This window comes from Pseudomonas sp. ASL7 (assembly GCF_056680375.1).
In genome coordinates this window covers 2362796-2385893 of sequence record NZ_CM155279.1, presented here as the reverse complement: position 1 = coordinate 2385893, position 23098 = coordinate 2362796, and the positions used below count along the sequence as shown (strand labels likewise).

The 23098-nt window shown below is 58.1% G+C and carries 20 protein-coding genes and 1 pseudogene; 8 read left to right on the top strand and 13 right to left on the bottom strand.

Annotated elements, in window-relative coordinates; genetic code table 11:
- Positions 1-33: 33 nt before the first annotated feature.
- The 3 genes from AC1MDT_RS10830 to AC1MDT_RS10820 form a co-directional block, all read right to left on the bottom strand.
- Positions 34-1329, bottom strand: coding sequence for an NRAMP family divalent metal transporter (locus AC1MDT_RS10830; RefSeq protein ID WP_480422015.1), 1296 nt, complete (start codon positions 1327-1329; stop codon positions 34-36).
- Between the two features lie 260 nt (positions 1330-1589).
- Positions 1590-2708, bottom strand: coding sequence for a glycosyltransferase 61 family protein (locus AC1MDT_RS10825; RefSeq protein ID WP_480422014.1), 1119 nt, complete (start codon positions 2706-2708; stop codon positions 1590-1592).
- A gap of 74 nt (positions 2709-2782) precedes the next feature.
- The gene (locus AC1MDT_RS10820; protein ID WP_480422755.1) at positions 2783-3937 is read right to left on the bottom strand and encodes a hypothetical protein; all 1155 of its coding nucleotides are present in this window, start codon (positions 3935-3937) and stop codon (positions 2783-2785) included.
- A gap of 322 nt (positions 3938-4259) precedes the next feature.
- Here AC1MDT_RS10820 and AC1MDT_RS10815 point away from each other — a divergent pair, with 322 nt between their 5' ends.
- The 3 genes from AC1MDT_RS10815 to AC1MDT_RS10805 all read left to right on the top strand — a co-directional run bounded on the left by AC1MDT_RS10815 (position 4260) and on the right by AC1MDT_RS10805 (position 6186).
- Positions 4260-5153 carry a hypothetical protein gene (locus tag AC1MDT_RS10815; RefSeq protein WP_480422013.1) on the top strand — a complete coding sequence of 298 codons (894 nt, stop codon included), beginning with the start codon at positions 4260-4262 and terminating at the stop codon, positions 5151-5153.
- A 136-nt stretch (positions 5154-5289) separates the two neighbouring features.
- A complete protein-coding gene (locus AC1MDT_RS10810; RefSeq protein WP_480422012.1) occupies positions 5290-5742 on the top strand; it encodes a hypothetical protein in 453 nt (150 codons plus the stop codon).
- Between the two features lie 147 nt (positions 5743-5889).
- A complete protein-coding gene (locus AC1MDT_RS10805; protein WP_480422011.1) occupies positions 5890-6186 on the top strand; it encodes a hypothetical protein in 297 nt (98 codons plus the stop codon).
- A gap of 313 nt (positions 6187-6499) precedes the next feature.
- On the opposite strand, the gene AC1MDT_RS10800 is transcribed toward AC1MDT_RS10805, so the two are convergent.
- Positions 6500-7429 (bottom strand): GntR family transcriptional regulator, encoded by a 930-nt coding sequence (locus tag AC1MDT_RS10800; protein WP_480422010.1) that lies wholly within the window; start codon positions 7427-7429, stop codon positions 6500-6502.
- A 172-nt stretch (positions 7430-7601) separates the two neighbouring features.
- Here AC1MDT_RS10800 and AC1MDT_RS10795 point away from each other — a divergent pair.
- A pseudogene (locus AC1MDT_RS10795) lies at positions 7602-7772 on the top strand (arylsulfatase); the annotation flags it as partial.
- Positions 7732-8481, top strand: coding sequence for a hydroxypyruvate isomerase family protein (locus AC1MDT_RS10790; RefSeq protein ID WP_480422009.1), 750 nt, complete (start codon positions 7732-7734; stop codon positions 8479-8481). The pseudogene AC1MDT_RS10795 and the gene AC1MDT_RS10790, both read left to right, overlap by 41 nt.
- 320 nt (positions 8482-8801) lie before the next feature.
- Here AC1MDT_RS10790 and AC1MDT_RS10785 read toward each other — a convergent pair whose 3' ends face one another.
- The 9 genes from AC1MDT_RS10785 to AC1MDT_RS10745 all read right to left on the bottom strand — a co-directional run bounded on the left by AC1MDT_RS10785 (position 8802) and on the right by AC1MDT_RS10745 (position 19334).
- Positions 8802-10241, bottom strand: coding sequence for a DHA2 family efflux MFS transporter permease subunit (locus tag AC1MDT_RS10785; RefSeq protein WP_480422008.1), 1440 nt, complete (start codon positions 10239-10241; stop codon positions 8802-8804).
- An 84-nt stretch (positions 10242-10325) separates the two neighbouring features.
- Positions 10326-11597: an OprD family porin gene (locus tag AC1MDT_RS10780; protein WP_480422007.1), complete on the bottom strand. Its 1272-nt coding sequence runs from the start codon at positions 11595-11597 to the stop codon at positions 10326-10328.
- 72 nt (positions 11598-11669) lie between these two features.
- A complete protein-coding gene (mhpT, locus tag AC1MDT_RS10775) occupies positions 11670-12875 on the bottom strand; it encodes a 3-(3-hydroxy-phenyl)propionate transporter MhpT (RefSeq protein WP_480422006.1) in 1206 nt (401 codons plus the stop codon).
- Positions 12876-13023: 148 nt separating this feature from the next.
- Positions 13024-14043, bottom strand: coding sequence for a 4-hydroxy-2-oxovalerate aldolase (dmpG, locus tag AC1MDT_RS10770; RefSeq protein WP_480422005.1), 1020 nt, complete (start codon positions 14041-14043; stop codon positions 13024-13026).
- 10 nt (positions 14044-14053) lie between these two features.
- Complete coding sequence (locus tag AC1MDT_RS10765; protein ID WP_480422004.1) at positions 14054-14992, bottom strand: acetaldehyde dehydrogenase (acetylating); 939 nt, start codon at positions 14990-14992, stop codon at positions 14054-14056.
- 32 nt (positions 14993-15024) lie between these two features.
- Positions 15025-15819, bottom strand: a complete 795-nt coding sequence (mhpD, locus tag AC1MDT_RS10760) for a 2-keto-4-pentenoate hydratase (protein ID WP_480422003.1) — start codon at positions 15817-15819, stop codon at positions 15025-15027.
- 14 nt (positions 15820-15833) lie between these two features.
- Positions 15834-16703 (bottom strand): alpha/beta fold hydrolase, encoded by an 870-nt coding sequence (locus AC1MDT_RS10755; RefSeq protein WP_480422002.1) that lies wholly within the window; start codon positions 16701-16703, stop codon positions 15834-15836.
- Positions 16704-16720: 17 nt separating this feature from the next.
- Positions 16721-17674 carry a 3-carboxyethylcatechol 2,3-dioxygenase gene (mhpB, locus tag AC1MDT_RS10750; RefSeq protein WP_480422001.1) on the bottom strand — a complete coding sequence of 318 codons (954 nt, stop codon included), beginning with the start codon at positions 17672-17674 and terminating at the stop codon, positions 16721-16723.
- Between the two features lies 1 nt (position 17675).
- The gene (locus tag AC1MDT_RS10745; protein ID WP_480422000.1) at positions 17676-19334 is read right to left on the bottom strand and encodes a bifunctional 3-(3-hydroxy-phenyl)propionate/3-hydroxycinnamic acid hydroxylase; all 1659 of its coding nucleotides are present in this window, start codon (positions 19332-19334) and stop codon (positions 17676-17678) included.
- A gap of 134 nt (positions 19335-19468) precedes the next feature.
- Here AC1MDT_RS10745 and AC1MDT_RS10740 point away from each other — a divergent pair, with 134 nt between their 5' ends.
- The 3 genes from AC1MDT_RS10740 to AC1MDT_RS10730 all read left to right on the top strand — a co-directional run bounded on the left by AC1MDT_RS10740 (position 19469) and on the right by AC1MDT_RS10730 (position 23004).
- Entirely contained in the window at positions 19469-20245 is a 777-nt protein-coding gene (locus tag AC1MDT_RS10740) for a DNA-binding transcriptional regulator (protein WP_480421999.1), read from the top strand.
- A gap of 220 nt (positions 20246-20465) precedes the next feature.
- A complete protein-coding gene (locus AC1MDT_RS10735; protein ID WP_480421998.1) occupies positions 20466-21455 on the top strand; it encodes a GlxA family transcriptional regulator in 990 nt (329 codons plus the stop codon).
- Positions 21456-21792: 337 nt separating this feature from the next.
- Positions 21793-23004, top strand: a complete 1212-nt coding sequence (locus AC1MDT_RS10730; RefSeq protein WP_480421997.1) for a M24 family metallopeptidase — start codon at positions 21793-21795, stop codon at positions 23002-23004.
- Positions 23005-23098 lie beyond the last annotated feature (94 nt).

The following is a 23098-nucleotide window of genomic DNA, read 5'->3' as shown; positions in this document are numbered from 1 at the left end:
AATCGGCGAATGGGGTATCGCCGGGAAAGTGCTCTACATCGCCATGAAGCCCCAGAACATCGCGATCACGACAAGCGCCATTGCGATCGAACAGCACCAGCCCAATGTTCGCAGCCCAGGGTGAATGACGAACGTGCCCATGATGTCTTTGCGCGACGCCATCAACATCATGATGAACATGATAGGTACCGCGATCACACAATTGATTACGGCGCTCCAGAACAACGCTTTAATGGGGTCAATCGGCGCAAAGCAGATCACGACACCCAACAAGGTTGCCGCGCTGATAATGCCGTAAAACGCCTTGTCCGCTTTTGGCTTGGCGGCCAGGCTATTGTCCCATTTGAATGTACCGGACACTGCATAAGCGGCTGAGCCGGCCAGCACAGGGACCGCTAACATGCCGGTGCCAATGATGCCCCCACTGAACAACCAAAAAGCGAACTCCCCCGCAATCGGTCGCAAGGCACTGGCCGCCTGGGAGGATGTTTGAATGTCTGTGACACCATGCATATTGAGTGTGACGGCCGTGGTCAACATGATGAAAAAAGCAATGATGTTGGAAAAGCCCATGCCCACGATCGTGTCCGTTTGAATGCGACCAAAGCTGCTTCGTGCCTGGTCGGGCGCATCAATCAGTGGCCGGGCGTCGGGGGCGGCGGTCATGTCTTCAACTTCCTGCGATGCCTGCCAGAAAAAAAGATAGGGGCTGATGGTGGTGCCAAAAATGGCCACCACCATTGTTATGTATTCCGGCTTCCAGGACAGCTGGGGCCATACGGTCTGGCGAGCGACCTGGCCCCAGGGAATATGCACGGCAAACACAGTGCCCACATACGCCAGCAACACGAGTGTCAGCCATTTAAGTACCCGCACATAGCGTTTGTATGGAATGAACACTTGCAGCAGCAGTGAAATCGCGCCAAAGCCGACCGCATAGAAATGTGCGGAGCCACCGATCAGCAGTTTCATTGCACTGCCCATCGCGGCGATGTCCGCGGCAATATTGATGGTGTTGGCAAGCATCAACAGCGCGACGATGACAAACAAAAAAGGCCTGGGGTAATGACGGCGGATATTGGTCGCGAGCCCGTGCCCGCTGACGCGGCCTATTTTGGCGCTGATGATCTGAATGCCGACCATCAGGGGGAAGGTGAAAAACAAGGTCCAGAGTGTATTCAAGCCAAACTGTGCGCCAGCTTGCGAATAGGTCGCTATACCGCTTGGATCATCATCCGCCGCGCCCGTGATAAGGCCAGGCCCCAGTTTTTTTATCCACGAGCGATGGGCAACAACCGAAGCCTTGCCTGCGATTTCTTGCTTATTCATTTTTTATTTCCCAGGGGCACAGGATGCCGCACCCAGTTTTGACTTAGGACCTTTAACGGGAGTTCCGGAATGATTTTCAGAGAACTCTTACACTTTCGTGTATGGGTGCATCCGTGCTTGGGGCTGAGTGGCTACCCAACCTCAATGCATCGACGGGATACGCAGCAAAAAATCCGCTGAACCGATAACGGTCAGCGGGTTTTTGGGGGGAGGGGGCAGCAGGTTCGGGACGTCTTTTTCAGGCATCCCTCAAGCCAGCGTCATGCGGGGAACAGGTCCAGTGTGCGTTCAACCTCTGCAATGTCGATTTTGAAGCCATCGCCCTCTGGCGTTCCGACTACAAATCCAAAATTCTGCCGGTCGCGATCCGTCAGGTACTTGTAGTAGCTGACGAAACGGTTCGGTGGCTGCAGTGCCAGCAACGAACCACCCGGCTGGAGTACATTGATGCCGTGTACGAGCTGGCTCCCTTCGACCCCTATCACAGTCTGCGCCCCGGCACAGGTCGCTACTATGGTTGGGACATCGGATTTCGAAGGGTCGATGATGCGAAATCCCCGGTTCTGACGCAGATGTTCCGCGAGCTCAAGTTCATTGCGCATAAAGCGCACTTCACCGCCGCTACCCCGGAGAATGAACACGCCAGGGTGAGCGTCATGGCTCACGTGCGACAGTAGTTTTTCACCCATGGCACGGAAACGTGAATACCGGCTTCGGTTGTTGCTCATATCGTCGAAAATCACCAGCTCACGAAAAAATGCACTGTGCGAGCGCACCGGTTTCATACCCAGCCAGTCCTCATAGGCGGGGCCTTGGGGAAACAGGGGAAACCGGGTGGATGGCGCGGTAGTCACCGGGACGCCTTCGTTGCAGGCCAATGGATAGGTCACGCAGTCTTCCATCAACCAGGTACCGAACCATGTATTGCCATTTTGCGTGCAGTAGACGGCTGCGCGATCGAATTCGTGTTCCACGGAAATTCGCGGAAACCTACTCGGTTTGAGAGACACCCAGAGACTGGCATTGTCCTTGTAGAGCGCACCATCGATCAGCCAGACATCCTTGATCAAGTAGCCGCGTGTCGGGCCTTGTTCTACGCGGCCCAGCCCATTCATTGTGCGAGCGGGGTGCTCAAAAGGATAAAAGCGCTTCGCCTCCCATCCTGTCACGCGTTCCAGTTGATTGGGCAGGAAGAACGCCGACGGCGCATGCGATGTCTCGCCCGGCGCAATATCCCAGCTTTTTGCAGCGACGCTTTTCAAGTCGATCTCTGCCTTTCGGGCGAGTCTTTTTCTTGCAATATATTTGTAGGCGGCCAGGGTCCATTTTTTTCGATTACCCGCCGTCGACGTGCGTATTTCCGAGACATCGCTTTCCATAAAGAGTCCTCCCAGTGGGATAGGGTCAATAGTCAGGCGTGAAGCGCGGTATTCAGTTCAGTCCTGGAAATTGCTCAGCTGGATGAAATCCTTTCCACAATGGGCAGGGTCTGCAAATTGGCGTAGCGACTGCGCAAGGTTTCGAGAAACTGTTCGCCCGAGCTTTTGGCGCAATAGAGATAAATTTTGTGCAGCCCGCCAAATACCATTTCATGATAGCGGTTGGCGACTTCCTCATCGCTTGGCCCGTCCGGCAAGCCAAGGTGGAGAGTCAATTTGTTTCCTTCGACGGCGAATAGCGGCGTGGCCCAGAGGAATTTGGCTATGCCCGTCTTGGGCAGCCGGATAAACATATACGCGTGGTTTCCCAAGGAATCGATATCACCGCCACGCCTTCTTTTCCATTTCAGAAGGCCGTCATCCGGTCGTGCCAGGCAAAGACCGATGTCGTAATAATCGAAGCCATTATCTATTGCCCATTCAAGTGCCATGAACGTGGTAATCGAATTGACTTCACGCAGTCGCTTGGCATCTGAAAAAACCGCCTCGCAATAGCCGAAACGCAGCGTGCTCCAGTAGCGCTTTGCGCCCCGTGTTATGACACAGCCAAGGTGGCAGGCAACAACCTCGTCCCCGAGCATTATCAGGTCGAGCCGGCCGACAGTCTTGGCTATCCTCAACACCTCCTGCGTGGCAAGTTGCGCAGCGTGGATGCCTTGCCTTGCCGCGGCATAAGGGCGAAGCAATTCCCTGTCCGCCTTTTCGATTTCCTCATCCAGCAGGGTTTGACGCATTCGGTAGTGCGGTCGGTTCTTGCGAATACTTCGACGCAGTTCGCTATCGTATTTTGCGGTGATGTCCTCGATGGATCGCCCCAGCGGTACGACGGCGCTCAGATAGATGGGTACAGACAAGGCCCCTGCGCTCGGCGCTTCACTGACCACTACCACATGATTCGACGTCACAGGTTCCGGTTCGCCGTCGACCATGGGGGAATCCTCTGGGGACTTGCCCCCTATGAGCAGCTTGGCCATCTCCCGCTGCTTTTTCCTTCCGATATAGAGGATTTCGTAAGGACTTTCCTTCTGCAATTTGAATCTGGCAACTTCCCAGCGCCAGATACATGCACGTCCAAGGATATCTCCTGTCCAGTTTGCAGCATTTCTTATCTCATACCGTATTGAAGGAGATATGAGTTTTCGCAGAACTGCCGTCAAACGCTCTTTCATGTTCTTCATCATCCATTGAGTTCTCCAGGTAGATCCGGAAGAGAACAACGCGGAATTTCAACAAGCGTGTTTAACCCTTGTTGTGGAAGACCAGTTTGATGAGGTTATGTTCAGACATTCTGTAACGAGTAAAGGTGCAAGCTAGAGACTTTGCAAGGTTTATTCAGGGGACAGAATTCCCTGCTCCGGACCGAGAGTCATGAGCGCGATGAGTCTCCCTTCCAGAGGCGCGCCTGTTCGCCCGGATTTAAGTAGCATCATGGGTTATCGCCTATGAACTAGACTATTTCGGAGCTCAACAGCCTCCTTCCGGAGACCTGAAATGGCCGATCCTCCTCCAGACCTTGAAGCCTTGCAACGACGCCTTAACGAGGGGCTGAAGGCTTTTATCGATGCGGACGAAAAAAGTATCGAGGACGATGAATTGGGTCGCAGGATCATCGAAAGCTATCTTTGCGACTTCCGTGACAACAACCCCAAACGAGCCGAGAGAACAAGTCAGTCTGCGCTGGAGGCACAACGTTACATCACCAGCTTCCCGGAGAAGCGAGGGTCGTTTGCGAGCAAGGTAAACCTGGTACACATGAAGATGGAGCAGGCCATTACCGCCCTCATGATCCGAGGGTTTGAGCTTCAGCAGGAGCCCTTCAATCTTCCGCCGGTCGATGAGGGTGATGCCGTAGAGCATGATCTGACGTCGAGCGCGTTAAAAGCGTTCAAAAAACTGAGCGATGACACCCAACAAGCCCGGGAAAACCTCGAACGATATAAGGCTGAAGCTTTCCCACGGGCTGCCGAAATCGGCAATCTGGTGATTCGGGTTCAATGTCTGGCGACGATCGCATTGCTGATGCGTCGTTCTACGTTTCAAACATTTTCAAGGGATAAGCTCGATGTCAGTTGGGAGGAGATTGGTCGTCGTATCTCTGAAGCGCTGAAGGGGGCACCCAAGGATTTTCCGGTGGCGAAAGCCCTGGATGTCGCCGGCAAGATCGCTATCGAGATTGTAAAAATCGTCATCGAGGAAAAATTGCCGGTTTCCACCGTGCACCACATTTTTACCAGACTGGCGCAGATACTCGGTGTCCGTAAGGCCGATACAAAGCCTGGGGGGACGGACGACATGCTAAAGCTGCTCGAGCAACTCGAAAAAGAAAACGATCTGCTGGATCAGTTGGACAGGACCTACAATCAAGCGATGGACGAGATCCCTTGACTGTCACCGCTTAAAACGCCGGAACAGTGACGTCCTGGCGACACGCTCGACTTCGCTGATTGAAGGAGGGCGATAGCAAGTCGTTCGATCAAGGACGTTTCAACACGCTGTCACCCATTCGCGAAGGAGGTTCGCAATGAAGCTCAGATACTCACTTGCAGTCCTGATGACCGCTGCAAGCCTCTTCGGCTGTACCACGTCATCAGACCATGGAGTGTCGGTTACTCTGGTTGCGACACGGCAGAACATGGGTCAGATCGGTAATGTAACGTTGACAAGCTGGGACAAAAAAACCGGATTCGATTTCTTCATCAGTGGTGCTCCAAGCGGAGTCTCTCTGCCGTTGCGCCTCTACACCTTCATCAATAAAGGCAGCTGCCAGCAACCTGGCCCCGTCGCCTTCGCAATGAATGATCAGGTCACCACCGAGCGCCAACCCATACGCGGCTGGTCTTTTACACGAGGCGCACCGGTCGAACTGCCCGTTCTGCTCTCCGGTGAATACTCCATCGTTGTGCAGACCGCACCGGACAGTGGCAGCGTCGATATATTTTGCGGAGATATCAAGAAAGGAAGCGCGGTGAAATAGCCACGGCCATTTCAACCTGCCCCTGACGAACGCAGCCGAATGAGTGAGGTCCGCTAAACAGGTCCCGGTGGCAGCCGCGACACCGTCTAATCTAAATAGCGCACGACCACAAACATGCCGCTAGCCTCTTGATACAGGGGGAATGGGATGGACGGAAAAACAGCGCGCCACTGCTTGTTCTGGGTCCTACCGTGCCTACTCGCCATCAACCTCGTGCTGTCAGGGTGTGCAGGCAAAAATGCCAGGACCCGCTATTCGGCCTCGAACAGCGGCTCAAGCTGCTATGCAAAAGCGCTACCCACTGCCGGCGAGGGCGGCCTGGCTTGGGGTTCCACTTTGAGCACGGCTCGCCAAAAATCACTGGATAATTGCATACGCTATGCCGGCCGATCCGGTGGGACACCGAATACCTGTCAAGTGGTGTTGGCCGAGTGCAGGCATTGATTGAACGGCAGTGAAGGGCATTAAAAGGTAATGTCCGTGGCTGTTTTCGTTCGACAATCAGTCAAGCTGGTCGTGAGCCTTGATGAAATCTCACTCGGTTGATGGTGAACGCCGAATGTATCTTCAAGCAGTAAATGCTCTGCATTTCCGTGCCAGAAGCAGGGTGCACAATTGACCCGTGTTGCACTGAAATACAATTTTTGACCGTGACATTGAGTACGAGTGAGCTGTATTTCTGTATCGTGTGCCGACGAGAGACAATAGTGCTGCGCTGATTAGCGAATTATTGGAGAGCGATTTGACGGAGCTTCGATCAGAAATGGGGTGTTAGGGGTGCGCTCTTCATCTCATCATCTTCTGGCATGACGTCTTGTTGAGTCTTGAGTCGGCCCACGTCATCCAGATGCCTCCAGAGAAATTGCGCGGCTTCTTCACGCCGATCAGCCTCGATGAGGTCGAGCAAATGGATGTGTTCCTGGCATTGCGCCATAAGACGAGTGCGATCGACGTTGGCTTTGTAGCCCATGAAACGTCTGAGCCGATTTTGCTGGCGGGTGGCATCGATGAAAAAGACATTTCTGGAGCACTGCACGATCAGCTCGTGAAACTGGGCGCCCACTTCAAACAGTTGGGAACGGGACAAAGTGTGGATATCCCCATCGAGCAACGCCTGCTGCTGTTGCCTGGCCTTGGCAAACGCGGTTTTATTGATCTGATAACCGGGCTCAAGCAGGGCGGCCGGCTCGATAGCCATACGAAAGCGGTAGCTTTGGATGTATGTCTGGGCGTTATGCACGAAGTCTTTGAGCACCCATCCTTGCCCCGGCTTGCGCTCCACCATGGCTTCGCTGGCCAGCCTGTTCAATACCTTGAGCAATTGTCCGCGGGGCACTTCGTAACGGCGCAACAACTGTGCTTCGAAAAAGTGGGCAGGTATTTCGCCGCCAAGAATGTCGTCGACCACGCGAAGGTAAAAGTCTTCGAAAGGATCACTGGAGAGAGGGAATGTTGTTTCCTGAAGTTGCCCTGCGCCTTGTTTCAGAAAGTAGCCACGATTGGGCTCCTGGACGGCGAGATCCCACTCCGCGAGCAAGGCAAAAACTCGCCGAATAGGCGAGCGCGAAACACCAAGCGCTTGCGCGAATGTCTCCTCGCGCAACGGCTCACCGGCTTTCATCGACCGGGCGCGAACCATCTCGATAACGCGAGGGGCCAATTGCAAGGCGAGGTCTTTCTTGATCACAGGCTCTATCTCGAATGGTTTGCTTCAGTCCGTGCTCGTTGGGGCAGATACCACCAGCGGACTGGCGCTGGAAAATACCATACGAAGAGGATGTGGGTATCTGCACAAAGAGCGCTGCTGGACGTGTCGAACAACCTTGTAGAGGCATACGAGCGTCCCTGGTGCAACGCAGGCGGCGCAGGGCCAAGCTCAGGCCCGCTCTGGTTTGCCTGTATTGACCACTCCCGATAATGCAGCGCTGGAGCTGCGAAGGATGCTCCAGGCTGATGATTTCGTTTCTTCCCAGGATGGATGTTTACCCCATGCTCAAGTTCAATGCTCATCTCGGTTTCCAATTCAATGAGTTGCCTTTTCTGCAACGCATCGAAGCTGCCGCCGCCGCTGGTTTTCGGGCGGTGGAGTTCCCGTCGCCCTATGAATTCGACGCGAGCCTCCTGGCGGACCACCTGGCTCAATACGGTCTGCCGTTGATTCAGTTCTCCGCTCCGGCTGGCGTTACCAAAGGCATTGCTGCCTTGCAGGGCAAGGAGGAAGAGTTTCGCAACGGGTTGCTCCAGGCCACCCACTATGCAAAGGCGCTGGGGTGTTCGGATGTCCACATCATGTCTGGAATTACGACGCAGGATGAGGCAGCGCTTATCTTCGAGGGTAACCTTGAATATGCAGTCAAGTACTTCGAAGATCAGGGGTTGCGGCCGCTTATCGAAGTGATCAGTTCGCAGGAGATGCCAGGCTATTACATGTCTGAATTCAGTAAGGCACAGCAGGTGCTGGAGACCTTCCCGAGTGTTGGGCTGATTCTCGATCTTTACCATGCGCAGGTTCTGACCGGCGACGCACCCGATGTCCTGGCGCGGTTTTATGACAGAACCGTCCATGTGCAAATCGCCGACTGCCCGGGTCGTCACGAACCCGGAACGGGGAGCATCGATTTTGCTGCGTTGTTCGCTGCGCTGGAGCAGCGTGGCTACTCAGGGTGGATCGGGTGTGAGTACCGTCCTTCCGGTACAACTGTTGCGAGCCTTGACTGGATTAAGCAGGTGAGTGCTTAGCGCTTACGACGCGCGAACAACACCATAAGGATCTATCCGGTGCGATACGTGCCACGCAGTTAAGCCGCTGAACGTCAGTGGACTTATCTGCGCGGTTTCCACGCTGATCCGCCTTTTCCTTCACCATCTGCATCTGTAATGCACCCAGCCTCCGGCTCACAATGACGGCACACTCCGCGGTTCTGTAGCGGCTGCATCGCAAACTCATATGTTAGGAGGCCCCAATGGGCAAGATGGCTATTTTTCTCGGTGGATTCCTGCTGTTAACCATTTTGATTGGTGCGCTTGCCACGATCTCTCCTGTGTGAAGACAGGCCTGATCAAGGGCGCTTCAAGACACTTTCCCCTGCATGCTTGGGCAACTTGAGCACATCAACCAGGGCAAGCGACCCCAACAGCGCTACGCCTAGAAAGGCCACTCGAAAGTCGGCGATCTGGGCCTGCAGGTCGTGGTTTTGCACGGACATGGAGGCACGCAGTAGCAGTGCGGCGACGGTCACTCCCATCCCCATGGCCAGTTGAAAAAACATACTGAACAGTGCCGAAGCCTCGCTCATACGTTCCATGGGGACATCGGCAAAGCCGATGGAGTTGTAGCAAGTGAATTGCATGGATCGCGATAATCCGCCCGCGAATAGCACGGCGGCGATCAACGCGAATGGGGTCTGTGGGGTGAAGAGTGCGCAAGCCAAGATCGAGATCACACCCATGACGCCGTTGACGAGCAGGACGTTGCGAAAGCCATAGCGCTGCATGATTGCCGTCGTAAACGGCTTCATGGCGAGGTTGCCGGCGAAGACCGCTAACACCAGGAGGCCGGCGTCGACGGGGGACAGCCCGAACCCGACCTGGAACAATAGCGGCAGTAAAAACGGCAAGGCGCTGATCGCCAGGCGAAAAAGCGATCCGCCGAAGAGGCTGACCCGAAAGGTGTTGATCGACACGGTGCCTAGGGGCAACAGCGGGCTGGCGTGATGCCGACAGTGATGCACCGCCCACACGGCAAGGATCACCCCCGCAATCACCAGTCCAAACCCTGAAAACATCGCGTTGCCGTCCTGGCTGCCCAGCCATTCCAGACCGCCCAGAAGGGAGGCGCAGGCGCCCGCCAGCAGGGCGAAGCCTTTCCCGTCAAATGTACGTACGTTTTCTTCACGGCCTTCGGGGACGAGCCAAAGCGCGGCAATCAACGCCAAAACGCCGAGTGGTAAGTTGACGTAAAAGATCCATGGCCAGGACGCATGGGTAACGATCAGGCCGCCCACTAACGGCCCGAGGATAGGGGCCACCAGGCCGGGCCAGGTAATCACCGCAATCATGTTCACCAGGTCTTTTTTGTCGGTGTTGCGAAGGACCGCGAGGCGTCCCACCGGCACCATCAGTGCGCCGCCAATACCTTGTAGCACCCGAGCCAACACAAACATTTCAAGGTTTTGGCTGAGCCCGCATAAAAGCGAGGCGAGGGTAAAGACCACGATTGCCCCGGCGAACACCCGCCGTGCGCCAAACCGGTCGGCGATCCAGCTTGAAAGCGGAATGAAAATCGCCACCGCGAGAATGTAGGCGGTGATCCCCACGTTCATGTCGACCGGTGTAATCGCGAATGCTGTTGCCATGGTTGGCAACGCCGTCGCGATGACCGTGGCGTCGAGGTTCTCCATAAAAAAGGTCACCGCGACAACCCATGCAATCAGGCGGGTTTGCACGCTGAGACCCGCCTCGGCGGCGACACTTGAATCTGGCGTGGCGGGAGGCTTCACCGATGTGATCCTTTTCAGGTGTTTTAAACAGAAGACTTCGCCCTGTCTTTTACCATCCTGGGGCCACTCACAGAAGGGTGAAATTCACCAAAGCTTCCAGGTGTAGTCGACGTTCACCCGCAGCTCATTATCATCCCGTTGGCTGGCCTGGGCGGTGAAGTCGTTGCGGTACCAGGCGTTGCGTACGCGCAGAGCCAGGCCCTTCAGGGGCGTGCCCTGCAGTACGTACGACAGTTCGATATCTTTTTCGCTTTCCGTCAGGTTAGAGCCCCCCAGCTGGGGCAACTCGATATTGTCGCCGCTCACATAGCGCAGCATGCCATTGAGACCCGGCAAGCCCATGGCCACGAAATTGTAGTCATACCGCACCTGCCAGCTGCGCTCTTTCGGGTTGAGAAACTCCGAGCTCAGCGTACCTTCGGTGATCACCAGTGGCTCGGTACCAAAGAGGTAGGGCATGGCGGTCTTGCCGGTCAGTTGCATATAGCCGGCACCGAATTTGTGAGCACCCAAGGCATACGTCAGCATCAGTGCCGCGTTTCGATTGTCCACCGGGCCGGCCTTGGCTGCGCCATCCTCGCCGGTGACGAACAGACGAAAGTCGCTTTTCAGGCTGCCAGGCCCCATCGGACGATTGTCGACAAAGCCGTAGAAGTCCTTGCGATACAGGTCCGCAAGTTCCGCGTGGTAGTACTTCAACGTCAATTGCGGCGACCAGGCGTAGTCGCCGCCGAGGAAGGAAAAACGGTCCGACTCGGCGGCGCCATTGAAGCGTCCGTTGGGTGAAGCCACCGACATTTTCTGGTAGTTGGTGGAGTCGCGCAGGTTGATGCGATCCAGCCAGCCGAGGTGCAAGGTCAGGTTGTCGATTTCCTGGGACTTGAGGTACGCGCCGCGAAAGGTCTGTGGCAGTAGGCGGGTAGGGCTGGCGAAGGCAATAGGCAGAAACGTGCTGATGGTGCCCAGTTGCAACTCGCTTTTCGATGCCCTGACCTTGGCGGTCAGGCCCAGTTCCGAATATTCACTGGCCGGTTCGTGGGTGGTTGGGTTGGATGGCAGCAGGCCGGTTCCCGTGCGATCAGGCGAAGAATCTAGGCGTACACCCAGTAAACCCTGAGCATCCAGGCCGAACCCCACAAGTCCATCGGTGTAACCCGAGCGCAGGTTGAGGATGAAGCCTTGCGCCCACTCACGGGCAGCCGCCTGGGGCGTGGTATTCACATAGTTTCGGTCGAAGTAATAGTTGCGCGTCGTCAGATCGGCGTGGCTGTCATCGACAAAGCCGCTGGCGCAAGCCTGACCAAGGAGTAAAGCACAGGCGCAGGCGTTGAGCGCCCGAAGAGTGATCTTGAGCATGAGGGTGTTCACTTTTTATTGTTGTTGGGAGGGCCCCGTGCTGTTCAGGCACGGGGTATTACGAGTGGGTTGTCAGTCAGACTGAGAGCCGTTGCGTCGAACCGACAGGTAAAACATCGCCAGTGCCGCGATGACTATCCCCGGTGCCGAGGCCATCATCACGCCGGTCGTACCGGTGCCCAACGCGAGCATTTTGCCGGCCACCAACGGGCCGCTCATCGCGCCCAGCCGACCAATGGCGACCGCACTGCCCACGCCGGTGGCGCGTACCGATGGGCGATAGAAATGCGGTGCCAAGGCATACAGCACGCACTGCCCGCCGGTGGCGAAAAAACCGGCGACGAAACCGGCCGCCAGCATGCTTTCCAATTGTCTGGCCATGCCCAGCGCGGTCAACGAAGCGAGAATGCCGACATAGATCAGTGCCGACAGGGCCCAGGCCGGCAGTCGGTCCATCACCCAGCCCAACAGCAAGGTCCCGGTCGCAGCGCCAAGCTGTAGGGCAAACATTACCCAGCTGGCCTGGCGACCGCTAAAACCCTGGCTGACCAACAAGCTGGGCAACCAGTTAATCAAGATGTACACGACCATGAGCGTAAAGAAGTAACTCACCCAGATCATGGCGGTCGGCAGTGCCGCGCCCTCGCGGAACAGGCCCCGGACCACACCGATGGGGGCGACGTCCCGGACGCTGTGAAAGTGCGCCGACTCCGGCAGATAACGCCCCAGCAGGGGCACGATCAACAGTGGCACCAGGCCGCCCACGTAAAACACCACTTGCCAGCCGCCGGCCAATTGCGCGATGCCAATGCTGGCCGCCACTGCGGCGCCCAGGGGCACACCGCAATACATCAGGCTCACGGCCATGCCCCGCAGACGCGGGCCGGCCACTTCACTGGTCAGGGCGATCAGATTAGGCAGGGCAGCGCCCAAACCCACGCCCGTGAGGCAACGGGCAACCATCAAGCTGTTGAAGTCCCAGGCCATGGCCGTGATGAGCGAGAACAACCCGAACAGAGCGATCGACGCCATCAAGACCCGTTTGCGGCCGATGCGGTCAGCTAGCAGGCCGCCCAGGAAAGCACCGGGCAGCAGGCCGAAAATCCCGGCGCTGAACACCCAGCCCATGTGTAATTTATCCAGCTCGAAAGCGGCAGCCATGCCTTGGGCGGCAATTCCGGAGGCCTGCAGGTCAAGGCCTTCCATCAAGGCGACGAGGAAACACAGAGTGATGGTCCGCGTCATGTGCAGGGGTGTTGGCAGGTTGAGCGTTGTCATGGGCAGTACCCGTTTTATTGTTGTTATGTCAGCCATAATGCGAACCCTGTGGGAGCGAGCCTGCTCGCGATGGCGGTGGGTCAGTCAACGCATCGGTTGAAGGTCATAACCATTCGCGAGCAGGCTCGCTCCCACAGGTTGTGTGGTGTTAATGCTTGAGCAGATCCAGCGCGACGTCGACGATCATGTCTTCCTGACCGCCGACCATGCGCCGTTTGCCCAGTTCGACGAGGATATCGAGGGTCTTGAGACCGTACTTCGCGGCGGCGATTTCGGCATGGCGCAGGAAGCTTGAGTAGACGCCGGCATAACCCAGCGCCAGCGTCTCGCGGTCGACTCGAACCGGACGATCCTGCAGCGGGCGGACGATGTCATCGGCGGCGTCCATCAGGGTGTAAAGATCGGTGCCATGGTTCCAGCCCAGTCGCTCGGCGGCGGCGATGAACACTTCCAGTGGCGCATTACCGGCCCCAGCCCCCATGCCCGCGAGGCTGGCGTCGATGCGGTCGCAACCTTCCTCGACGGCGGTGATGGAATTGGCCACACCCAGGCTCAAGTTGTGGTGAGCGTGCATGCCGGTTTCGGTTTCCGGCTTGAGCACCGCCTTGAACGCACGGAAGCGCTTGCGCACATCCTGCATGTTCATCGCCCCGCCAGAGTCGGCCATGTACACACAGGTGGCACCGTAGCTCTCCATCAACTTGGCTTGGGTGGCCAGTTGCTTGGCCGGGATCATGTGGCTCATCATCAGGAAACCGACGGTGTCCATGCCCAGTTCGCGGGCGTATTCGATGTGCTGTTTCGACACGTCCGCTTCGGTGCAATGGGTGGCGATGCGCACCACCCGGGCCCCGGCGTTGTAGGCCGCTTTCAGGTCATGCACGGTGCCGATGCCGGGCAACAGTAAGGTGGTGATCTTGGCGTGGCTGATGACATCGGCGGCGGCTTCGATCCACTCCAGGTCGGTGTGCGAAGCGAAGCCGTAGTTGAAGCTTGAGCCTTGCAGACCGTCACCGTGGGCGACTTCGATCGAGTCAACCTTGGCCTTGTCCAAGGCGCGGGCGATGTCCTGCACGTTCTGCAGTGAATACTGATGACGCACCGCGTGGCTGCCGTCGCGCAGGGTGACGTCGGAGATGTAGAGTTTCTTGCCAGGATTAAAAGTCATGTCGGTCTCCTCAGGCGTTGAGCATCGACTGCGCCATGCGCTCGGCGGTGGCCAAGGCTGCGGAGGTCATGATGTCGAGATTGCCGGCGTAGGCCGGCAGGTAATGGGCGGCGCCTTCGACTTCGAGGAACACTGAGGTCTTGAGGCCGGAGAATTTTCCAAGGCCCGGAATATTTAACGGCGCATCTTCAGGGATCACATCGAACTGCACGTGTTGTTTCAGGCGATAACCTGGCACATAGGCCTGTACGGCTACGGCCATCTCGACAATCGAGGCCTCGACCTCAGCCTGATCGGCGGCCTCGGACAACACAAACACCGTATCGCGCATCATCAGCGGCGGCTCGGCCGGGTTCATCACGATAATCGCCTTGCCCTTGGCGGCGCCGCCGATCACTTCGATGGCCTTGGAGGTGGTCTCGGTGAATTCGTCGATGTTGGCCCGGGTGCCCGGACCAGCCGATTTGCTGGCAATCGAGGCAACGATTTCGGCGTAATGCACCTTGGCCACGCGCGACACCGCCGCGACCATCGGGATGGTCGCCTGGCCACCGCAGGTGACCATGTTGACGTTGAGCTGGCAGAGGTTCTGCTCCAGATTCACCACTGGTACGCAATACGGACCGATGGCGGCCGGGGTCAGGTCGATCAGGCGGATGCCGGGTTTGATCGAGCGCAGGAACGCATCGTTCTTGACGTGGGCACCCGCACTGGTGGCATCAAAGACGAAATCGATGTCCTTGAACACGTCCAGGCGGGTCAGGCCTTCGACGCCTTCATGGGTGGTGGCCACGCCCATGCGCTGGGCGCGGGCCAGGCCGTCGGAGGCTGGGTCGATGCCGACCATGACCGCCATTTCCAGGTGTTTGGCGTTACGCAGGATCTTGATCATCAGGTCGGTGCCGATGTTGCCGGAACCGACGATGGCGACTTTGAGTTTCTTGTTCATGGTGATTACCTCGTTTGCACGCAAGTCGCCGATCACTCGGCGGTGAACCCAATACCAACCCGACCAATGCCTTCAATCTCGGCCTCGAACCGATCACCGGCGGCGACCGCCACCATCGGCCCGAGTGCCCCGGTCAGAATGATGTCGCCCGCCCGTAGCGGATCACCCAGGCGAGCCATGGTGCGTGCCAGCCATACCGCCGCATTGAGGGGATGACCGAGGCATTCGGCGCCGCTGCCGCTGGACACTTCTTCACCGTTGCGGGTCATGCGCATACTGGCTTGACGCAGGTCCAGGCCATCGAGTCGACGGGCCGGACCACCGAGCACGAAGCAGCCGCTGGAGGCGTTGTCTGCCACGGTATCGACGAAGCGAATGTTCCAGGCCTGCACTCGGCTGCCGACGATTTCCAGCGCCGGCACGACCCAACCGGTAGCCGCCATAACGTCGGCAAACGTGGTGTCGGCTCGTGGTAGATCGCGCTCCAGAATCAGCGCGATTTCGGCTTCGATCTTTGGTTGCAGCACGCGGCCCGCCGGCACGGTTTCGTTGTCGCCATAGCACATGTCGGCGAACAGGGTGCCGAAGTCAGGCTGGTCGACGCCCAGTTGTGCCTGCACTTTGGGGTTGGTCAGGCCGATCTTGCGGCCGACCACGCGACGGCCGCTGGCCACACCGTGGGCGACGTTGAGGCGCTGAATGATGTAAGCCGCCTCAGCGTTGTCTTCGCCGATCTGTTCGCGCAACGGGGCGATGGCCTCACCGTGGGCTTCGGCCCGGCGCAGATCCGCGGCGAGTTGTTCCAGCGTGTCTTGAATAGGGGTCATGTCAGCCTCGGTGATCAGTGGGTCAGGAAATCCAGGACCATGCGGTTGAACGTCTCGGCGTGCTCCCACTGGGCCCAGTGGCCGCAGCGGTTGAATACGTGCAGTTGTGCATCAGGCAGGCCGGCCAGCAGGCGCAAGCCTGTGTCCATGGGCACGAAGCGGTCCTCACGACCCCAGACAAGGAGGGTCCGGGCCTTGACTTCGTGCAAGCGGTGGCTGAAATCCGGGAACTGCTTGGGATTGAGGGTGCTGCTCTTGACGAAATTCTCGAGGTGGTCGCGGCGCGCGAGGATGTTGTCCAGACGGGTCTGGAACAATTCATCGGTCATGCTGCTGGCGTCGAAGACGAACACGTTCATCATCTTCTTCAGGTTTTCGATGGTGGGTTCGCGGTACAGCGCGCCGATCAGCTTGATGCCTTCGGTCGGTTGCGGCACGAAGGCGCTTGGGCCACCGGTGCCGCCGCCCATCAGCACGAGTTTGCCGACGCGCTCCGGGTTTGCCAGGGCAAAGGCTACGGTGCTGTGGGCGCCCATGGAGTTGCCGAGAATGTGTACGCAGTTTAGATCCAGCTCGTCGAGCAGCCCCTTCAGGGCACGCGCGTTGAGGTCCGAACGCGAGCCGTCGCAAACGATCGGATCACTTTTACTCCAGCCTGGGCAGTCCATCAGGATCACACGGAAACCGGCGGCCACCAGCGGTTCGATGTTGCGGTGGAAGTTGGCCCAACCGCTGGCACCAGGGCCGGAGCCGTGGAGCATGACCACGGTCTCGTTTCCCTCACCAACGTCGTTGTAATGCAGGCGCAGATTCAATTCGCCTTCGCTGATGTCGACAAAACGGCTGGTGGAGGCTTCGGTGAAGGCAGGCGCAGTGGCAGTCATGGCAGTGTTCCTCGGATTCATTGGTTGTTGTTCAGCGGCTTGGCGCCAAGGGCGGCGAAGCCTGCGATCCATTCGGGAATCGGACGGTAGTAGCGTCCCTCGGTCTGATAAGGGCCGAAGGCGCAAAGGGCAGCGAACGCGGCGACCCAGGTTTTCACTTCGTGAGTGGATTTGCCGGCCAGTGCCGATAGCTCGTCATTGCCCAAGGTATCGAGGTCGCTCAGGCGGCCCTGTTCGAGGGTGTCGAGAAACTGTTGATCCCAAGCGGGATTGAGCGGGTGCAGACTGTGTTGGTCTTCAACGAAATCCCGAGCAGCCTGGATGACGCGTTGCTGGCGCGCCTGTCGCTCATCGGCGGGCAACTGGCGACCGCTGCCCATCAGCCGATCGGCCATGCGTGAATCGACCTTGGCCAGTTCCGGTACAGGGGGTTGGTGGGACAAGCCGCCGGAAGCCAGGAACAGCACCCGCTTGTTCAGCGACTGTGCCCACCGCCCAATCGCGTCACCGAGCAAACGAGCGCGCTTGAAGCCGGGCAACGGCACGGCAACCGAATTGATGAACACCGGAATCACCGGACACCCTTGCAGGCCGCCCAACAACAGCTCCAACGGCTGCGCGAATGCGTGGTCAACTTGCATACGGTAGGAAACGGCAACATCGACACCAGCGTCCAGTACGGCTTGGGCGCAGGCTTCGGCCAGCGCTTTTGGCACCTCCAAGGGGCCGGCAGCTGTATCAAAATCGCCGATGGCGTGGGCTGCCATGCCGATGCAGAAGGCTGGCATCACGTCATAGAAAAAGCCGTTGTAGTGATCGGGGCCGAAAAGCACGATCAGCTCCGGATCGAAGCGGGCGATGCGCTCACGGGCGTCGGCGATCATGCCGTCGACCTCGGCCAGCACTTGCGGCGTCGGGTCGACGTAGCCCACCAGCGGCGTGTGCGACAAACAGTGCAAATACGCGCTCATGTCAGGCCACCTTGCTGGCGAGGATCGCCACTTCGGGTTGCGGCAGCGCCGTGAGCGCCAAGGCCAATTCATCACAGGCCTGGCCGACGGTCTGAGGAATGGCCAGCCCGGCGAGGAAGCGGTCTGGACGCACTAAGGCGATGGACGCCGAACCACGGGCGAACCATTCCTTGAGACGGCCGGTGCTGTCGCCGACGCGGATCACACCCTGGCTGACGTCACTGGCGGCTTTGAGCTGAACGTCTGGCAGTACCTGGATAAAGCGCGTGCCCAGTGCTTGCCATTGATTGACCTGTGCAGCCGTCAGGCCCCAGGTCGGGTCGCAGCCCCAGGCGATAATCGCGAAGTGCTCGCCGATTACATCATCGAGCAGCACGGTGTCGCCAGCTTCGGTCAATACCCGAGGCTGAATGAACATCCTGCCCACGGGTGAGTTTTTTTCGCGGGGTACAATCAAGGCGCCCTGGGTGTATTGCGGCATCGGCTTGAAGCGCATTTCCACGAAATAGCGTTTGATGGGTGGCACATAGTTGAGCAACCACGACAGGCCATCACGTAAGGTGCCTTGCCAGCGTTTTGGCGGTGCCAACACGTGACCGGCCAACACAGACAGGTCAATCATTGCCTTCGCGTGGTCACGGCGCTCCTGTTCGTAGCTGTCGAGCAGGCTGTCGGCGGCCAGGCCTTTGATCACCAGCGACAGTTTCCAGGCCAGGTTGGAGGCGTCGCGCATGCCGCTGTTGTAACCCTGGCCCTGCCATACCGGCATGATGTGCGCGGCGTCGCCGGCCAGTAGCACCCGCCCTTCACGGAACCTTCCGGCCAAGCGGGCATTATGGGTGTAGACACGGCTGCGGATCAGTTCGATGCGATCCGGATTCGGCAGCACTTTAGCCAACAACTTGCGCATGTTTTCGGGTTTGCTCAGCTCGGCTTCGGTCTCGCCGGGCATCACCATGAATTCGAAACGGCGCACGCCGTGGGGCAGGGCGGCTGAAACGTAAGGGCGCACCGGGTCGCAGCACAGGTAAACATGGGGCGTGCTCAGCGGGTCGTTGGCAATGTCGACGACGATCCACTGATTAGGCGCGGTCTTGCCTTCGAAACTGATGTTCAGGCTGCGCCGCACCAGACTGTTGCCACCGTCGCAGCCGATCAAGTACCGGGCATGCAGGCGCTCGCCGCGGCCGTTCTGATCCTTGAGGTTGAGCACTACAGCGCTGTCGCTTTGTTCAAAGCCTTCGAGCTCACGACCGAACAGTACTTTGATGTTGTCGAAACGCTGCAAGCCTTCAAACAGTACGCGGTCGGCCAAGGGCTGGATGAAGGCATTGCGTCGCGACCAGCCGAACTCATCGGTCTTGGGCTGTATGTCGGCAAAGCAGCGACCCTTGGGCGTCAGGAAACGCATGGCGTGCCAGGGTGTGGTGTGCGGCAGCACGGCGTCGGCCAGACCGACAGCCTGGAAAGTACGCAGGCTTTCGTCGTCCAGACCGATGGCGCGGGGGTAGTCGATCAGGCTGTCGAGCTTTTCCACCAAGGTGACATTCACACCACATTGGCCCAAGTAATTGGCAATCATCAATCCGACGGGACCGGCGCCGACAATGGCGACGTCAGTGGTCAGGTCCAATGTGGAAGGAGTGGGTGCAGAACTCATGGGTATCTCCGTACAGCGCTTTTGGATTTCTTGTTGGGCGCAGTATGGAAATCACGGGACTGGTCGACAACGACAACCCTTGTTAATGTGCACTGGGTGCACATGATTGATTTTCAACAATAAAGGATCTATCCATGAGCGAGACCGAATACAAAGCCGTGCGCGGTCTGATGCGCGGTCTGGCACTGATCAATGGTTTGAACCGCGTTGATGGCGGGGCCAGCACCGCGCAACTGGCCGAGCAGAGCGGATTGCACCGCACCACGGTTCGACGGTTGCTGGAGACCTTGCAGGCTGAGGGCTATGTACGGCGTAGCGAGTCGGATGACAGTTATCGGCTGACGTTGAAAGTGCGCGAGCTCAGCGAAGGCTTTCGCGATGAACAATGGATCTCCTCCATAGCTGCACCCTTGCTTGGTGAGTTGTTGCAGCAGGTCGTTTGGCCGACCGACCTGTGCACACTGGACGGTGATGCCATGGTTATCCGCGAGACCACTCATCGTTTCAGCCGGCTGTCGTTTCACCGCTCCATGGTCGGCCGGCGTCTGCCGTTGCTCATGACCGCGACCGGGCGCGCGTATTTTGCGTTTTGCCCACCTGCGGAGCGAGAGGAGCTGATTGAGTTGATGGTCAGTCGCGAAGACGAACAATCGACGTTTGCCGCGGATCACCGATTTGTCGATCGGTTGGTGGAGCACACGCTCAGCAAGGGTTATGGCGAAAATAATTCGCATTGGGGAGCGGAGCGCAAGATCGCCGCCATTGCAATTCCGATCACCCACGAAGCGCGGGTCATGGGTTGCCTTAACCTGGTTTACATCGCCAAGGCGATGCCTGTTGAGGAGGCCGCTCGCCGCTACTTGCCAGCGATGCGCAGCGTGGTGGAAAAGATTCAGGCTCAACTGGGGTAGTTTTTCGGCATTTGGCACCCCCCGCATTTCGCCACACATTCCGCCCGCCATCGGTAATGGCGAACAATCAGGAGTCGATATCTGACACGCCTTGATGATCCCTGACGCCGACAATCGGATGAGTTCCCGACAACTTTGAAGCGGCGCGGAGATCAACGATGGCTATCAGTGGTTTTGACCTGTTCAAGCGTGGAGTCGAGCACCCTGCGCGATGCACGACATGCTGCAACTGACTGAATCTGGCCGGCCACAACCGCCGGTGTTGCGCATTGGCTTCTGGTTGATGGAAGCCTTCGATTTGTTTGCCCTGGCCAATGCGCTGGAGCCCTTGCGCCTCGCCAATCAGTTGGCGGGGCGCAGTGTTTGCCAGTGGCAAATTCTCAGCCTGGAAGGCCAGCCACTGCACGCCAGCAATGGCATCGCTACGGCGACTGTACGACTGGAACAGGCACAAACGCTTGATGTGTTAATCCTCTGCGGGGGCGAGAACCTGCCTACAGGCTCGGATCATCCGGACGTTCGACAGCAGCTGCGTTACTGGGCCACGCAGCCGATCAGCCTCGGTGCTTTGGGCAAGGCCGGTTGGCTGCTGGCGCAGATGGGCGCCCTGGAGGGTTTTCGCTGCAGCCTGCCGGAGCTCGACCCTTCAATGGCATTTGCGGCCTTCAGCGAATTGACGCCGGTGGCGGCACCGTTTTGCGTCGATCGCCAACGCCTGACCTGCGTCGGCCCGCAGGCCGTCCAAGGGTTGATGCACGAACTGCTGGCCCGGACCCACGGCCGAGGCCTGATCCTGCGCATGGAAAAACATGCAGCGCGCCAGGCCCGGCCGCTACTGCCCATACCCAACGCCCCGGCCAAACTTCAAGCGACATTGGCATTAATGAATGAGCACCTGGACCAAACGCTGGGTATCGACGAATTGGCCCAGGCCATGGGCATTTCGCGGCGGCATCTGGAGCGGCTTTTCAAACGCAGCCTGGGGTGTTCGCCCTCCAGGCACTATCTGGACTTGCGTCTACAACAGGCGCGTCAGTTGTTGCGGGCCGGCGAACAGCCCCTGTCGGATGTCGCTCGCGAGTGCGGATTCGTCTCGCTGCAACATTTCTTTCGCTGCTATCGCCAGTACTTCGGCGCTCATCCTCGCGAGCATGTGGGAGCGAACGTGCCCGCGATGGCGGCAAGTCAGCCGACATCAATGCTGAAATAAAAAGTGGTCCCCCCACGCCAACCCGTAACACCACATTCCCTGTAGCACCTGGCGCAGCCTGCATCCGGCCCCTGTAGGAGCGAGCTTGCTCGCGATGGAGTGTCAGTCGACATCAATGCTGCTGACACACCATCGCGAGCAAGCTCGCTCCTACAGGGGCCGTGAGTTATGGCTTAGTTGGCATTGGCCTTGAGCAGGCACTTTCGCAAACAGCGGATATGACCAACTACAGGTCGGATTCGCGCAAAAAAACTCACCTTGCATCTGTTCGAATGATCTTCAACGGCCCGCCAGATTGGCGCCTTCTGTAGCTCAAACAATGACAAGGATCTATGACATGCAAATGCCTAAAACCATCCAGATCAAGAACGGCGAAAAAGAGAACCCGACGTTCTCCGCTCAGGAATACGCCAATCGCCAAGCGAAATTGCGGGCTTACCTGGCGCAGAACAATATCGACGCGGCGGTCTTCACCTCCTATCACAACATCAATTACTACAGCGATTTCCTGTACTGCTCCTTCGGTCGTCAATACGCGTTGGTCGTGACTCAGGACAGCGCCGTGACCATCAGCGCCAACATCGATGGTGGCCAGCCATGGCGCCGGACCGTCGGCACCGAAAACATCGTCTACACCGACTGGCAGCGCGATAACTATTTCGTCGCGATCCAGCAAGCCTTGCCAAAGGCCGGGCGGATCGGCATCGAGTTCGACCATCTGAACTTGCTTAACCGCGACAAACTCGTCAGCCGCTATCCGCAGGCTGAACTGGTGGATATCGCCGCACCCTGCATGCGCATGCGCATGATCAAGTCCGCCGAAGAACACGCGATCATTCGTCACGGTGCCCGCATAGCGGACATCGGCGGTGCCGCCATCGTCGAAGCATTGCGTGATCAGGTGCCAGAATATGAGGTGGCCTTGCACGCCACCCAGGCCATGGTGCGCGAGATTGCCCGCACCTTCCCGGATTCCGAGTTGATGGACACCTGGACCTGGTTCCAGTCCGGGATCAACACCGACGGTGCCCATAACCCGGTGACGTCGCGCAAGGTCAACAAGGGCGACATCCTGAGCCTCAATTGCTTCCCGATGATCGCCGGTTACTACACCGCGCTGGAACGCACCTTGTTCCTGGATCACTGTTCCGACGAGCACCTGCGCCTGTGGGAAGTGAACGTCAAAGTGCACGAGGCCGGGCTGAAACTGATCAAGCCAGGCATGCGCTGCTGCGATATCGCCCTGCAGTTGAACGAGATCTTCCTGGAACATGATCTGCTGCAATACCGCACCTTCGGCTACGGCCACTCCTTCGGTACGCTGAGCCACTACTATGGCCGTGAAGCCGGGCTGGAACTGCGCGAAGACATCGACACCGTACTGGAACCCGGGATGGTGGTGTCCATTGAACCGATGATCATGCTGCCTGAAGGCCTTCCGGGTGCAGGCGGCTATCGTGAGCACGACATACTGATCGTCAACGAACAGGGCGGTGAAAACATCACCAAATTCCCGTATGGCCCGGAGCACAACATCATCAAGAAGTGATAAATACGCGCCGCACAGTGCATCTGTGCGGCGTTGCTTTTTGACGAGGTACAGATGGAGTAGAAACCGTCCCGGCGGCTGAGTTGTACCGAAG